Origin of the sequence: Limosilactobacillus sp. (assembly GCF_051873035.1) — a bacterium.
GTDB lineage: Bacteria > Bacillota > Bacilli > Lactobacillales > Lactobacillaceae > Limosilactobacillus.
This window is the reverse complement of record NZ_JBJEEL010000037.1, coordinates 18,554-33,824: the sequence shown is the minus strand read 5'-3', so window position 1 is coordinate 33,824 and position 15,271 is coordinate 18,554. Positions and strand designations below refer to the sequence as shown.

Below are 15,271 nucleotides of genomic sequence, written 5' to 3'. Positions count from 1 at the left end.
TCCCTTAATTACGTGCTTGGTTATATAGACGGTATACATACTGCGTCCTTGATCCCGAAAAGTTCCAAAACCAGTGATAACCGGCTTCTTGGACAGCCGTTCCGGGTTTTCCACCGGTTAAGTAGTACCCAGTGGAGAAGGCCTTGGGATTATCAGAAGTCCCACTGATAATCATAATATGACCAATCCGATTCGGCTCTCGCCAGATAATAATATCACCATACTGGGGAGTAAAATTACCCCGGCCACTGTAAACCAGGTGGTAGCCATTTTGAACCAGGTAAGGATCAATATTACCAGTCGAGTACAAGAACCGTGGCCGACTAGCTCCAGCTGCTGCTAAAGCCGCGGTCATTGAGCCGGAACAATCGGCCGTCCCATCACGACCATCACGAGAGCCCTGCATCGAATAGGTCAGTTTCCCTTCATGGCTGACAAACCAGTTGATGACCCGACTAGAAAATTGGCCATTAACCAGGTGCCCGGCACCATCAAAGTATAAGCCATCAATAGTTGCATTTTTTGTCATCTGATGTGAACGTGCATCGAAGTGGTAAATTTGGTTGCCCCGTCTAACGATCCCGGTGGTTAATTGACCATCAGGATCCAGACTGTACTTAGCGGCATAGTCGGTATAATGGCTATTTCCCGCTGGATCACTACTAAAGCGGTGGATAATCGTAAAGATCTGGCCAGCTAATGATTCGGTGGTGGCTCCACTAACCGTAAAGCCGGCACTAGCGCTGTTGAGAAGATATGCGTGGTTAACCGCTAAATCCGGACGGTTGATCTTATCCGTCACCTTCCACCGGCCGACCTCTTGGTTGTGCTCATTTAAGACGATCACAAACTGGTATGGCTGGGCCGCACTTTGGTCACTAGCATGCCAGCCGGTCACCGTAAACCGATTTCCAGCAACACTAACCGTATCAAAGTAACCGGTATTACTTGCATAGTCACCGAATGATTGGTCACTAAACTGGCCATTACCGGCCCGGTCATTGCTAAAACGAAGGATAATTTTCAAATTGCCCGTTGCCCTTTGGGGATCGAAGGCCACCAGTTGTGAAAAGCCACTCTTGGAACTGTTATAAACGTTAGGATACTGCCCCGCGACATCCGGTCGATCCCGCAAAGTGAGCGCGGTCCGGGCAATTTCACGACCATTATTCAATACAATCGCATAGGCATATGGTTGGACAACGGAGTGGTTACTAATCATCCAACCCGCTAGCTGAAGTCCCTGATTCGTCATTTTTACAGAATCAAGCCAGGCGGCCTGCTGGTCATTTAAGAGGGTAAAGGGCCTTGACCAATAGTCCGTGTAAGAACCTTGGCCACCATTACCAGTAGTACTAGTTGAATAGCGACTAACGAGCGAATACGAATGCCCCACGATTAGGTCGGTAGCTTGCAGTTCAAACGTCCCTGTGAAACCGGATTGAACTGCTTTTGGCACGGTTGGGTAAACCCGGGCCACGTCCGGACGGTTAACCTTAGTCGCCTGGCTAACCGCGACTTGGCGGCGGGCGGTGTTATCATACAGAATTAAGAATTGCTGTGGCTCAAACTCTGCCAGATTGTTAACGTGCCAACCACTAACCCTTAGTTTCGTTCCCGTTAAATGGTAACTATCTAAACAGCCCTGGTTAATATTCTCCTCACCGGTAAAGGGCCGAAACCAGTAATCAACATAATCGCTGTTCCCATCGCTAGCACCCGAATAGCGGCTAACTGCTTGTAACTGGTGGTTAAAGTTTAGTCCCGTTAGTGCAAACCGGGCGGTAAAGCCACAGTTGGCCGTCCCTTCGATATCCGGGTAGGCCCGGCTAACATCGGGTCGGTTGACCGGCGTTTTAACCAAGTAACGTCCCACTTCCTGACCACCAGCAGTGCGGTCAATGACAATAATATAATGGTAGGGCTTATTAGCCGCTAGATTAGTAGCGTGCCAACCCGTTAATTCCAATTGATTATCCTTTACGGTCGCGCCGTCTAAGTTCGCATTATTATTTTGGTCAATGGTGACCGGTGCAAACCAGTAGTCAACGCTATCACCATTTCCCGCAGAATCATTAGTATACCGACTAATCACCTGGACCTGCTTGAGGTTGGCAAGTTGTTCGCCGAGTTTAAAGCTAGCCCGGAACCCTGATCTTGCCGCACCATAGATATTATGAACTTGGGCCACATCTGGACGGGCAACCTCGTTTGCGGTAACGTCTTGCCGACTGATTTCCTGGTGACTAGTCGGATTATAGGCAATTAGGTAGTGGTACTGCCGTCCCCGGGAAGCATTGGTCGCATGCCAACCCGTCACGGTTAAATTCCCGTTGTCATCAACCTGCTCCTGGTCGAGGCAGGCATAGTTGCCTTGATCCTGGGTATTGACTGACGGCTGGTCCGGGTTGCTTGTGGTAATGGCCTTCGCGTTTTGATTGCTAACCACCTGGACATTCAACGATTGCCCAGCACTGGTCTGGTCCGCCTGAATCGTTGCCTGGTTGACCCACAAAAGGAAGGCACAGCTACTCATTGCCAGACAGCCTGCCGCAATCCTTTTAGCACGATTAAAATTAATAATCATTTATACTCTCCCCCAGAATAAAAAAATCATTATTACAATTATTTTAAGCCAATTTTGACCGTGAGCCGACCTTTTTCTACTAATGAGCTTTTTCTTCATTGAAAAGTGCCCGTTAATGAATAACTTTTAATAATTTTTGCCCCTTATTTGCCCCATCAGCGCCGAAAGTTTGTTTTTTAGCTTGCCAGTTTTTAATCGTTATAAAAAATGATCATATTATTTAAAACTAATAAGGGCCTGGACGACAGTCATCCAGACCCTTATTAGTTAGAATAAACTCAACTGATTCTCATCTGGCAATTGATCAATGACATGGTTTTCCGTCATGAAGTCGATTAGGGTTTGCGAAACCTTACCCCGTTCTGCCAAATCTTCTTTCGACAGGAACGGCCGTTCTTCCCGTGCCGCCACGATCTGCTTGGCAACACTTAGACCTAATCCCGGAATCGCCCGGAATGGTGCAATTAACGAATCACCATCGATTAGCCAGTTGGACGCATCGGACTTTTCCAGGTCAACCATCTTGAACTTAAAGCCCCGTTCCAACATTTCGTTAGCCAGTTCGAGGATGGTCAACAGGCTCTTTTCCTTAGCACTGGCATCGTTACCCTTATCATTAATCTCCTTCATCCGTGACTTAACAGCCTCTTTACCGTGGGCCATTGCCACAACGTCGAAGTCATCTGCCCGCACGGAGAAGAAGGCACAGTAGTAAACCAGTGGGAAGTAAACCTTAAAGTAGGCAATCCGCAAGGCCATCAGCACGTAGGCTGCCGCGTGGGCCCGGGGGAACATGTACTTGATCTTCAAACAGGAGTCCATGTACCACTGGGGAACGTTGACCTTCCGCATCTTTTCTTGCCACTTATCAGGAATCCCCCGACCGTGCCGAACCGATTCCATCACCTGGAAGGATGTTTCAGAATCCAATCCGTAGTGGATTAAGTCGGTCATGATGTTATCACGACAACCGATCACGTTGGCAATCGTCGCCGTCCCTTCCTTAATCAGCTCTTGGGCGTTGTCCAACCACACCCCCGTACCGTGTGACAGGCCAGAAATCTGTAACAACTGGGAGTAGTTCTTCGGGTGCGTATCGTTTAACATCCCCCGGACAAAGCGGGTTCCGAACTCTGGTAGTCCCAGCGTTCCCGTCTTACTTTGGATCTGTTCCTCAGTCACACCCAACTGCTTAGGACTGGAGAAGAGTGACATCACACCCGGATCGTTCATCGGGATCGTCCGCGGATTGATTCCGGATAGGTCTTGCAGGGCACGAATCATCGTCGGGTCATCGTGACCCAGGATATCCATTTTCAAAATATTATCGTGGATCGAGTGGAAATCAAAGTGGGTCGTTTCCCAGGCCGCGTTTTGGTCATCAGCCGGGTATTGAACAGGGGTAAAGTCATAAATGTCCATATCATCCGGCACGATGATGATTCCGGCCGGGTGCTGCCCGGTCGTCCGCTTAACCCCAGTGGCCCCCTTCGCCAGCCGGTCTTCTTCAGCACCCCGGAACTGGACATCGTTATCACGTTCAAAGGCCTTCACGTAACCATAGGCAGTCTTATCGGCCACGGTACCAATCGTTCCGGCCCGGAAAACGTTCTTCTCACCGAAGAGGACCTTCATGTAGTTGTGGGCAATCGGCTGGTAGTCACCAGAGAAGTTCAGATCAATATCCGGGACCTTATTCCCCTTAAAACCAAGGAAGGTTTGGAAGGGAATATCGTGCCCATCTTTTACCAATAAAGTGCCGCACTTTGGACAGCGTTTTTCTGGTAAGTCAAAGCCTGAACTGTACTCCCCCTTCGTGTAGAAGTGCGTGTACTGACAATGTGGACACCGGTAATGCGGTGGCAAGGGGTTAACCTCGGTAATTCCCGAAAGGGTCGCAACCACACTCGAACCGACAGACCCCCGCGAACCAACCAGGTAACCATCCTTGTTAGACTTGGCTACCAGCCGTTGGGCAATTAAGTAAATTACTGAGAACCCGTTCTTGACGATACTGTTAAGTTCGAGTTCCACCCGGTCTTTGACGATCTTCGGCAGCGGGTCACCGTACCAGGCCTTAGCCGTATTCCAGGTCCGGTCTTGGATTTCCTGCTCAGCCCCCGGCATGTGCGGCGTGTAGAGCTTATCCTTGACTGGCCGGATATCATCATCAATCATGTCAGCAACTACGTGGGTATTATCGACCACAATCTTTTGCGCCTCGTCAGCCCCTAATAGGTCCGTAAATTCGGCTAACATCTCATCGGTCGTCCGGAAGTGGACATCGGGGCGCTTAGTCCGGTTGAGGGGATTAGCGCCCCCCTGCGAGTTGATCAAAATCCGCCGGTAAATCCCATCATGTTGGTCGAGGTAGTGTACATCCCCGGTGGCCACCACCGGCTTTTTAAGTTCTTCGCCCATCTTAACCATATTCTTTAAAATATCGTCAAGGTGCGCCCGGTCAGCGATCACATGCGTTTCCAGCAATGGGGCATAGTTTGCCCGCGGCTGTACTTCGATGTAGTCGTAGTAACGAGCCTTGCGGAGGGCCTCAGCATACCCCTTCTCCATCATGGCCGTGAAGACTTCCCCTGATGAACAAGCGGTTCCCAAGAGCAGGCCTTCCCGGTACTTGGTTAAGAGGCTCCGGGGAATCCGTGGCACCCGGTGGAAGTACTTTACATTAGAAAAGGACACCAGTTTAAACAGGTTCTTCAGACCCGCCTGAGTTTGCGCCAGGATGGTAACGTGAAATGGCCGGGCATGCTTATAAGCATCGTTTTCCGCCATGTGCTTATTTAAGTCATCAACATAGCGCACATCATAACGCTTCTCGGCATCCTTTAAGAACTTGTACAGTAGGTGGCCGGTGGCCTCGGCATCGTAGTTGGCCCGGTGGTGGTGCTCCAGGGCAACCTTGAACTTCTTACTCAAGGTATTTAGCCGGTAACCACGGAGGTCGGGATACAGGAAGCGAGCCAGTGGCAACGTATCAATCACCGGTTCGGTAATCTCTTCCATGTGGTGGCGCCGGTAACCAGTATTCATGAAGCCCATATCAAAGGAAACGTTATGCCCCGCAATGATTGCTCCTTGACAGAAGTCCTTAAACATTTTAAAGACTTCTTCTTCGCTCTTGGAACCCCGCACCATCTCATCGGTAATCGAGGTCAGGTTGGTGGTTTGCTCCGATAATGGGAAGCCGGGGTCAATAAACTCATCAAACCGCTCCAAAACGTTACCATCCTTCATTTTAACGGCCGATAATTCGATTACCCGGTCATAAATCGCCGATAGCCCAGTCGTTTCAACGTCAAAGATAACGTAGGTATGGTCCAGTAGCGTTGCGTGATTTTCATTGTATACCAGGGGAACCCCGTCATCGACCACGTTGGCTTCCATCCCATATAGCATCTTAATACCAAACTTCTTGCTGGCCTTAAAGGCTTCCGGAAAGGCTTGAACATTACCATGATCAGTCACAGCAATTGCCGGTTGTCCCCACTTACTAGCCTGTCCCGCCAGCTGGGTAATGGAGTTGGTCGCATCCATTTGACTCATTTCGGTGTGGGCATGGAGCTCGATCCGCTTTTGGTCCGCCGGTGCCTTATCTTGCCGTTCCGCGTGGGTCACCTGGTTAATATCATAGGCATTGATTACCAGGTCATGCATCCAGGTATCTTCTTGAACCGGTCCCCGGACCTTCAGCCACATTCCCGGCTTAATATTAGCAAATTGGGCCTCTTCATCACTATTGCGGGAAAACTTTTTAACCGCAAAGGAGGAAGTATAGTCCGTTATTTCAAAGGTCAGCAGTTGTCGACCGGACCGGAGCTCACGAACTTCCGCATTAAAGACGTAACCTTCAACAACGACGTTTCGCTCTTCACCTTGAATATCCTTCATTTGAACGACGTCTTGCTTATCATTAATCACGCGGCCTAGTTGGGCGGGCCCGTCAGCCGCTGCCACCGGTGCTGATTTTTTGCTTGCATTCTTTTTCTTAATCTGTGCCAGGGCCTTCGCTGCTAAAGCCGCATCAGCTGCTTCATGCTTTTCCCGGAGTTCCTTAATCTTGGCTTGCGATGCCGACTGGTCAACAAAGGGGTGGATCTTAAAACGGGGAAAACCTAGTAACTGATACTGGTTTTCAATCGTCGTGAGGGCCTTTTTAGTTAACAGATCCTTCAGAATCTCATTTTCTACCACTACACTTACTCGCCCATCCCGCACCTCGGGAACGGTATTTAAACAGGCCTGCTGGAGCATTGGGGATGCCCCCGTGCTGTGCTGAATAACGTATTCCCAGTAGTCAGCTACGAGCTTAGGATCAATCTCCGTGGAAGGACTATTAATTTGCAAGCTAACACCAGCAATATCCTTAAACCCCACCTGGATTGCCTGATTAAATTCTTGAAAAAGTGGGAATGGCAAGGGCCGCCGTAAGATTAAATGAAACTCCCACTGCCGACTTTCCCGGTGAACCACGACGGATTGAACCGCCGCCCCCTTAAAAGCCGGATTATCCTTTTCTGGAAAATGTACCTGCTCAAGTAACTTAGTAAAAAGTTCCTGTCGATTTAACGCCACTGTTATTAAATCCTCCTACTTAAAAATGTGGCGCCTCGCTAATTATCGTTGCGCCACATTTTCTCTTATTCCTGCTCGTCAGCTGGACTCTTTAACTGCTTTAGCAAAATACCAACCGTATTCACGAGCTCTTCTTGCTTAACTTCAATTGTTTCGCCGGTCTTACGAATCTTAACTTCGACAATCCCATCAGCGGCCTTCTTACCAATCGTTACCCGCAATGGAATACCGATTAGGTCAGAATCAGCAAACTTAACTCCGGCCCGTTCCTTCCGGTCATCCACCAGAACTTCGTAGCCAGCCGCCGTCAGCTTACCTTCAAGCTCATCAGCCATGGCCATCTGGTCGTCCTTCTTCGCATTAACAGGAATTACGTGGACGTCAAATGGTGCAATACTGTCTGGCCAAACCAGGCCGTTTTCATCCGCATTCTGCTCAGCAACAGCCGAAAGAAGACGGGTAACACCGATTCCGTAGCAACCCATGATCATATCAACCTGACGGCCATTCTTGTCTAGTACCTGGGCACCAAGCTTTTCTGAGTACCCGGTCCCTAATTTGAAGATGTGACCGATTTCGATCCCGTTAGTAAACTTAATTGGGTTACCATCAGGAGCAATATCGCCTTCGCGAACATTCCGGAAGTCACCAAATTCATCTACCCGGAAGTCACGGTCGATATTAGCGTTGATGTAGTGGAAGCCATCATCGTTGGCCCCACAGGCCATATTTACCAATACCTTGACGTAGTTATCAGCCAGGATCTTAACTTCCTTGCCGACACCCACTGGTCCCAGTGAACCAGGATGTGCACCGAGGTACTTTTGTGCATCCTCTTCGGTGGCAAGTTCTAGTTCTTCACAGTCGAGTGCGTTAGTAACCTTGGTTTCATTGACCTTATCATTACCACGCATTAGGACCATTACTGGTTGATAATCATCTTCGCCCATTTTAGCCATAAAGAACATTGCCTTTAGGATTTGGTCGGCAGCGATTCCCAGACTTTCGGCCGCTTCATCAACCGTGTGAGCGCCCTTCGTAGCCTTTTTGGTTAATTCAGCTGGGGCCGCCGTCTGCTGTACACCGGTAAACTTTGAAGTTGCCTTTTCGATATTAGCAGCGTAACCACCATCGGTATAAGCAATAATATCTTCCCCAACTTCGGCCGGAGCAGAGAATTCTTGGGAATTATCACCACCGATGGTACCAGAATCCGCTAAGATAACCTTGTAATCAAGACCGATCCGGTCAAAGATGTTGCGGTAAGCCTTGGCTTGATCGTTGTACGCTTCATCAAGGCCTTCCTGGTCAGCGGAGAAAGAGTAGCCATCGTACATTGAAAATTCCTTACCACGAAGGATCCCGTAACGCGGCCGGCCTTCATCACGGAACTTATCAGTGATTTGATAAACCACCAGTGGTAACTTCTTGTAGGACTTGATACTGTCCCGCAGGATTGCCGTGATCGGTTCTTCATCGGTTGGACCAAGGACAAAGCCCCGATCATTCCGGTCGCTAAACTTATAAAGGTTGTCACCATAGGCCTCGTACCGGCCAGTTTGCTGCCATAATTCCGCTGGTAGCATCGATGGAATTTGCATTTCATAGGCATTAACCTTATCCATCTCTTCACGGATAATTTGTTCAACCTTCCGAATAACCCGGTAGGCCATTGGTAGGTAGGACCAAACACCGGCTGAAAGTTGATAAATATAACCAGCACGTTCCATCATAATATGACTAAGTGCTTCGGCGTCACTTGGCGCTTCCCGCTTAGTTGGAATTAAAATTTTTGACTGCTTCATAAAGTACTTCTCCTCCGTTCTTCGCTACCGAATAAAGTAGCGTTGGATATCATTCCAGGTAACCAATATCATTAGTACCAATAGTATCATAAAACCAATCATCGTCACAATTCCCTCTGCTCTTTCGGGGATCGGACGACGAATAATCGCTTCAATAATGTTTAATAGTAGCTTACCACCATCTAGGGCCGGAATTGGTAGCAGGTTCACAATTCCAAGGTTAATTGACAGTAGGGCTAAAAAGTTTAGCACCCCGTTTACCCCCAGCGCCGTCGCCTGAGAGGTACCGGCATAAATCGCTACGGGGCCGCCTAGATCATTCAAACTAAAGCCATGGGTAAACATATGACCAAGGACGGCAAAAATTAACGTTCCGGCTTGGACAAACTGTTGCCAGCCGAACATAATTCGCTCCTTAAACCCGGTCTGCGTCTGTTCACGAATCCCGATTTGACCGATCTTTTGCTTACCCTGCTTAACCGTCTTGGGAACCACGGTTACCGTCTTGGTCTGCCCTTTCCGGACATAAGTCACCTTAACTCGTTGCCCGGGCTTATCTGATAGGTTCGTCGAAAGCGCCGTCCAATTGTTAGTCCGCGTATGGTTAACCCGGGTAATCCGGTCACCCGCCTGCAGGCCCGCCTGTGCGGCTGCTGAACCCGAATCAACTTTACCAATTTGGTTGCTATTGGTGGGAACCCCCGCCAACGTAAAGCCTAAAATAATAAAGACAACCAACGATAAGATAAAGTTATTCATCGGTCCCGCAAAATTAGTCATCATTCGGGCAGGAAGGCTAGCGGACCGGAACTGAACATCACGCGGCGCAATCTGAACCTGGGTACCATCATGTTCTACCACTACCGCATCATGGTTAACCGGATACTGCTTGAGTTGGCCCTCATCGCCGTTAACATATCCCTTGATCCACAGTCCATCGGTTAGGTCACTTGCCACTAACTGCAGCGGGATCCCCTGGAAAAGGGTCGACTTATTGCTGGCGTTGATTGCTACTACTTCATCCTGGTCATTTAACTGCAGAGTCACCGGTGTTCCCGGTCGTAACTCCTCCTCGTCTTCATCATCGTTACCGGCCAAGCGGACGTAGCCCCCGACCGGCAGAATTCGGACAGTGTAGGTGGTACCATTTTTGCGCTGCCACCAAATTTTGGGTCCCATTCCAATGGAAAACTCCCGGACCAGGATCCCCGCACGCTTAGCAAAATAATAGTGGCCGTACTCATGGACCAGAACCAAAATTCCGAAGACCAGAATAAAGGTAATAATTGTTATTATCACAGAATCCCTTCCTTAGGCGTTTAAATAATGCCTACCATGTGGAGTAGTGGCATTACCAGCAGCATACTGTCGAAACGGTCTAAAATTCCACCATGCCCAGGCAGAATCTTTCCGGAGTCTTTCACCCCGTAATACCGTTTTAAAGACGACTCAATAAGGTCACCTAACTGCCCCATAATTGAGAGAAGCAACGTTAAGATTACCATCGTAATAAAGCCATCGCCAACCGGGAAGAAGTAGAGGTAAACCGCTAGAAGAATCGTTGCGGCAACCGTTCCACCGATGGACCCTTCCCAGGTCTTATTAGGACTGATGCGTGGTGCCAGCTTATTCTTACCTAATTTACGGCCAATCAGGTAGGCCCCACTATCAGTCAGCCAAACAATCAGCATCCCATACAAGAGGGTCTGAAAGTTAACTGACCGGGCAACCACAAAGTAATGGAAGCCCATCCCAATATATAACATTGCTAGGGTCAAGACACCGGCATCATCAAAGGTGAAGCGTTGCTTGCGAAGTACCGTATGCAGTAGTAAAAGGGCGACTAATAGATAGAAGCCAAACCACCGGGTCGCAACACTCGGTAAGAAGTCCAACCAGTTATCTGGCAAAATTAAGAGGGCCACCCCTAGGTAACTGACAATTGCCTCAAAGGAAATGACAAACATTTTCTTCATTACTAATACTTCTGACATCGCCACAATCCCTAAAACGACGGCAGCGATTGTTAACGGCCAGCTGCCATATACAATTAACGGAATGAAAATTGCTAGGGCAATGACTGCCGTAATCACTCTTGTTTTCATCTCTTTACCTTCTCCTATTCGTTCTTAAGTCCACCAAAACGACGGTGGCGTCCCTGAAATTCAATAATTGCTCTTTGAAGTGATTCTTCATCGAAGTCAGGCCAGTGCTCGGGAACAAACTCAAGTTCACTATAAGCCAACTGCCACAGCAAGAAGTTACTAATCCGTTCTTCACCACTGGTCCGAATCAGCAGGTCGGGATCCGCTAGTTCACCAAGCGGCGCCGTCATTAGCTGCCGGTTAATGACTGATTCATCAACCTGACTAGGGTCTAGCTCACCCTTCTTCACTTGATCAGCAATCTTTTTAACTGCACGGGTAATTTCATCACGGCCACCATAGTTTAGGGCAAAATTTAAAACCATCCCGTCACAGTGAGCCGTATCGGCAATGGCATCGTTAACCGCTTGTTGCGTTTTTTCTGGTAAACGTGAAATATCGCCCATTACCATCACCCGGACATTATTTTTAACAAGGTCTGGAACAAAGGTTGAGAAGAAGCGAATTGGTAACTGCATCAAATAGTTAACTTCACTAGAGGGCCGCTTCCAATTTTCAGTTGAAAATGCATATAAGGTTAACACCTTAACGCCCAACCGACTAGCGGCAATCGTCACCGTTTTAACGGTCTGCATTCCCTGCTTGTGGCCCGCTACCCGTGGTAAGTGACGCTTCTGGGCCCACCGACCATTTCCATCCATAATAATAGCGATATGTTTGGGAATCCGGTTTAAGTCGAGCGCTGTCGGCGGTTCAGCGGCGTTTTTCTTAGAGAACAATCTTTTTTCCTCCATATAGTAAGCAAACGTCATTTGCTATTTTAAAAATAAATTCGTTCATCTATTATAAAGCTCTTGGTCAGAAAAAACAATTTATGCTTGGAAAACGATGCCGAAAAGCTTTCCCAGTTAACACACCGTCCCCACGATGAGCCAAAAAAGGGGCCGGAGGAAGTCCTCCGGCCCGAATAATTGGCTTTAGTCCATTAATTCTTTTTCCTTTGCAGCCGCAATGTCTTCCAGGTTCTTGATTCCAGCATCGGTTTCGTCTTGAACCTTCTTTTCCAAGTCATGGAATTCATCGTCGTTAAAGTCGCCGCTCTTATTCCCCTTCTTCAGGTCATCCATGGCTTCCCGACGAACATTTCGAACTGCCACCTTAGCCTTTTCAAGCTCGGCCTTAACATCCTTGACCAGTTCCTTCCGGCGGTCTTCCGTCAGTTGCGGAATGATCAACCGAATAGCACTACCGTCATTTTGTGGTGTCAGGCCCAGGTTGGAGGCGTAGATTGCCCGTTCAATTTCTTCCAAGATGCTTTCATCATAGGGCTTAATTAGCAACTGACGAGCTTCTGGAATTGTAATTGAAGCCACTTGGTTCAATGGTGTTGGTGCACCGTAGTATTCCACCTTAACGGAATTCAACAGCGCCGCATTAGCTTGTCCGGCCCGGATATCAGCCAGGCTTCGTTGTAATGCTTCACCAGACTTCTTCATCTTATCCTTTGCATCATTTAAAATTTCCTTACTCGATGCCATATTCTAGTCCCCCTCAATCGTTGTACCGACTTCTTCACCGGTAACAACCTTCATAATATTTCCAGCCGTGTTCAGGTTAAAGACCACGATTGGAATATGGTTATCCATAGAGAGTGAGCTTGCCGTGGTATCCATCACGTGCAGGCCCTTTTCAATTAAGTCCATGTGGGTCAGGTGGTCAAACTTAACCGCACTGCTATCCTTGTTAGGGTCGGCGGAGTAGACACCGTCAACACCGTTCTTCCCCATCAGGATTGCATCAGCATTAATTTCGGCTGCCCGTAATGCCGCCGTGGTATCAGTTGAGAAGTATGGGCTACCAGTCCCCCCGGCGAAGATCACAATCCGGTCCTTTTCTAAGTGCCGGATCGCCTTCCGCCGAATGTATGGTTCGGCAATTTGCCGCATTTCGATTGAGGTTTGCACCCGGGTTGGGACGTCAATTGATTCTAAAGCGTCTTGTAGTGACAGGGCGTTCATGATCGTGCCCAGCATTCCAATGTAGTCCGCTTGGGCTCGTTCCATTCCCAGTTGTTCACCGGTTACACCACGCCACATGTTACCACCACCGACAACAATGGCGACTTGAACCCCCTTATCGTGAACGGCCTTTAATTCCTTAGCAACGTCCTTCAATACCGGTGGGTTAATACCGAAGCCCTTTTCACCGGCAAGTGCTTCACCACTTAACTTTAAGATAACTCGATTATATTTAATATCAGCCATCGTGTTCCTCCTTAACAGACCCTGTAAAAAAGGACGCACTGGTTAGTACGTCCCTTTAGCCAATCCGAACGCTTAGTTCATTTGGTCCTTAACTTCTTGGGCAAAGTCGTCTTGCTTCTTTTCGATACCTTCACCGACTTCGTAACGGATGAAGGACTTCAGCTTACCACCGTTGTCCTTAACATATTGGGCAACCGTCTTGTCTGAATCCTTAACAAAGTCTTGGTCAGCCAGGCAGATTTGTGACAAGAACTTGTTCAAACGACCTTCAACAATCTTGTCAACGATCTTGGCAGGCTTACCTTCGTTCAGAGTTTCTTCCTTGAAGACTTCACGTTCGTGGTCGAGACGGTCAGCAGGAACATCGTCACGAGTCATGAATTCAGGGTTAATAGCAGCAACGTGCATAGCAACGTCCTTGGCAGTAGCTTCGTCAGCGCCTTCCAGAACAACTAAGGCCGCAATCTGGCCGCCTTGGTGCAAGTAAGCACCGAAGGAGTCACCGTCAGCCTTTTCAACAACAGTAAACCGACGAAGGCTAACCTTTTCACCAGTCTTTTGGGTAGTGGAAATAATGTCATCCTTCAAAGTACCGTTGTCAGTCTTGATAGCCAATGCTTCATCAACATTTGCTGGCTTGTTTTCACTGATTAACTTAGTAACCTTCTTCAAAAGGTCCTTAAATGGGTCACTGGCAGCAACGAAGTCCGTTTCTGAGTTTAATTCGACAATCGCTGCGGTGTTACCATTAACAGCGATATCTGCTAAACCTTCGGCAGCAACACGGTCACTCTTCTTAGCGGCCTTAGCGATTCCCTTTTCACGAAGGTAATCCATTGCCTTGTCCATGTCACCATCACTAGCAACTAATGCCTTCTTAGCATCCATGATACCGGCACCGGACTTCTTACGTAATTGCATAACTTGAGCAGCTTTAATTTCAGCCATGACTAACTCTCTCCTTTGATTTTATAAGGTTTTCTACAAAAAAAGGGGCCGTTTGTACTTAGGGCCACAATGGTCCATAACACAAAACAGCCCAAGTATTGTATTAATCAGTTAAATTACTTGCCTTCAACACTGTTCTTCAGGTTCTTTAATGAATCTTCGCTAACAGTCGTGTCTTCGGCAGTTTCTTCAGCATCTGCGTCTGCTTGTTGAGCATCGTCTTGACCTTGCTTACCTTCAACAATTGCATCGGCCATCTTAGAAGTGATCAGACGAACGGCACGAATAGCATCATCGTTTGAAGGGATTACGTAGTCGATGTCATCTGGGTCGGTGTTGGTGTCAACCATGGCAACGATTGGAATGTGCAGCTTTTGAGCTTCCTTAACGGCGATTTGTTCCTTGTGCGGGTCCACGATGAACAGAACGTCAGGAATCTTAGGCATATCTTCGATACCACCCAAGAACCGTTCCAACTTTTCACGTTGCTTAGTCAAAACAGCAACTTCCTTCTTAGGAAGGACATCAAACGTACCGTCTTCTGCCATCTTCTTAAGTTCCTTCAGACGAGCAATCCGTGATTGGATCGTCTTCCAATTGGTCAAGGTACCACCTAACCAACGGTGGTTAACGTAGTATTGACCGGCACGGGTAGCTTCTTCTTCGATTGAATCTTGAGCTTGCTTCTTCGTACCAACAAAGAGAACGACGCCACCATCAGCAGCAACATCCTTCATGTAGTTGTAAGCAGTATCGATCAACTTAACAGTCTTTTGTAAGTCGATGATGTAGATACCGTTACGTTCAGTGAAGATGTATTCTTCCATCTTTGGGTTCCAGCGACGAGTTTGGTGACCGAAGTGGACACCAGCTTCAAGCAATTGCTTCATAGTAACAACAGACATGTGTTATACCTCCAAAATGTTTTTTCCTCCCCGTGCATCCCTTAGGTCGAGAACCTCGCTAGTAGGC

General features: G+C 48.2%; 10 protein-coding genes. All 10 read right to left on the bottom strand.

The features are described 5' to 3' along the window. Nucleotides 1-4: 4 nt before the first annotated feature. A complete protein-coding gene (locus ACI31H_RS03315) occupies nt 5-2,587 on the bottom strand; it encodes a peptidoglycan amidohydrolase family protein (protein WP_439770573.1) in 2,583 nt (860 codons plus the stop codon). Nucleotides 2,588-2,854: 267 nt separating this feature from the next. Next, entirely contained in the window at nt 2,855-7,177 is a 4,323-nt protein-coding gene (locus tag ACI31H_RS03310; RefSeq protein ID WP_439770572.1) for a PolC-type DNA polymerase III, read from the bottom strand. 65 nt (nt 7,178-7,242) lie between these two features. Next, nucleotides 7,243-8,982 (bottom strand): proline--tRNA ligase, encoded by a 1,740-nt coding sequence (locus tag ACI31H_RS03305; protein ID WP_439770571.1) that lies wholly within the window; start codon nt 8,980-8,982, stop codon nt 7,243-7,245. Nucleotides 8,983-9,006: 24 nt separating this feature from the next. Continuing rightward, complete coding sequence (gene rseP / locus ACI31H_RS03300; protein WP_439770570.1) at nt 9,007-10,281, bottom strand: RIP metalloprotease RseP; 1,275 nt, start codon at nt 10,279-10,281, stop codon at nt 9,007-9,009. 20 nt (nt 10,282-10,301) lie between these two features. Then, nucleotides 10,302-11,087, bottom strand: a complete 786-nt coding sequence (locus tag ACI31H_RS03295) for a phosphatidate cytidylyltransferase (protein ID WP_439770569.1) — start codon at nt 11,085-11,087, stop codon at nt 10,302-10,304. Between the two features lie 14 nt (nt 11,088-11,101). Next, nucleotides 11,102-11,881: an isoprenyl transferase gene (locus ACI31H_RS03290; RefSeq protein WP_439770568.1), complete on the bottom strand. Its 780-nt coding sequence runs from the start codon at nt 11,879-11,881 to the stop codon at nt 11,102-11,104. A gap of 183 nt (nt 11,882-12,064) precedes the next feature. Beyond that, entirely contained in the window at nt 12,065-12,625 is a 561-nt protein-coding gene (frr, locus tag ACI31H_RS03285; RefSeq protein ID WP_439770567.1) for a ribosome recycling factor, read from the bottom strand. A gap of 3 nt (nt 12,626-12,628) precedes the next feature. Continuing rightward, a complete protein-coding gene (gene pyrH / locus ACI31H_RS03280; RefSeq protein WP_439770566.1) occupies nt 12,629-13,351 on the bottom strand; it encodes a UMP kinase in 723 nt (240 codons plus the stop codon). A 72-nt stretch (nt 13,352-13,423) separates the two neighbouring features. Continuing rightward, the gene (gene tsf / locus ACI31H_RS03275) at nt 13,424-14,299 is read right to left on the bottom strand and encodes a translation elongation factor Ts (protein WP_439770565.1); all 876 of its coding nucleotides are present in this window, start codon (nt 14,297-14,299) and stop codon (nt 13,424-13,426) included. A gap of 116 nt (nt 14,300-14,415) precedes the next feature. Continuing rightward, a complete protein-coding gene (gene rpsB, locus ACI31H_RS03270; RefSeq protein ID WP_439770564.1) occupies nt 14,416-15,204 on the bottom strand; it encodes a 30S ribosomal protein S2 in 789 nt (262 codons plus the stop codon). Nucleotides 15,205-15,271: the final 67 nt, after the last annotated feature.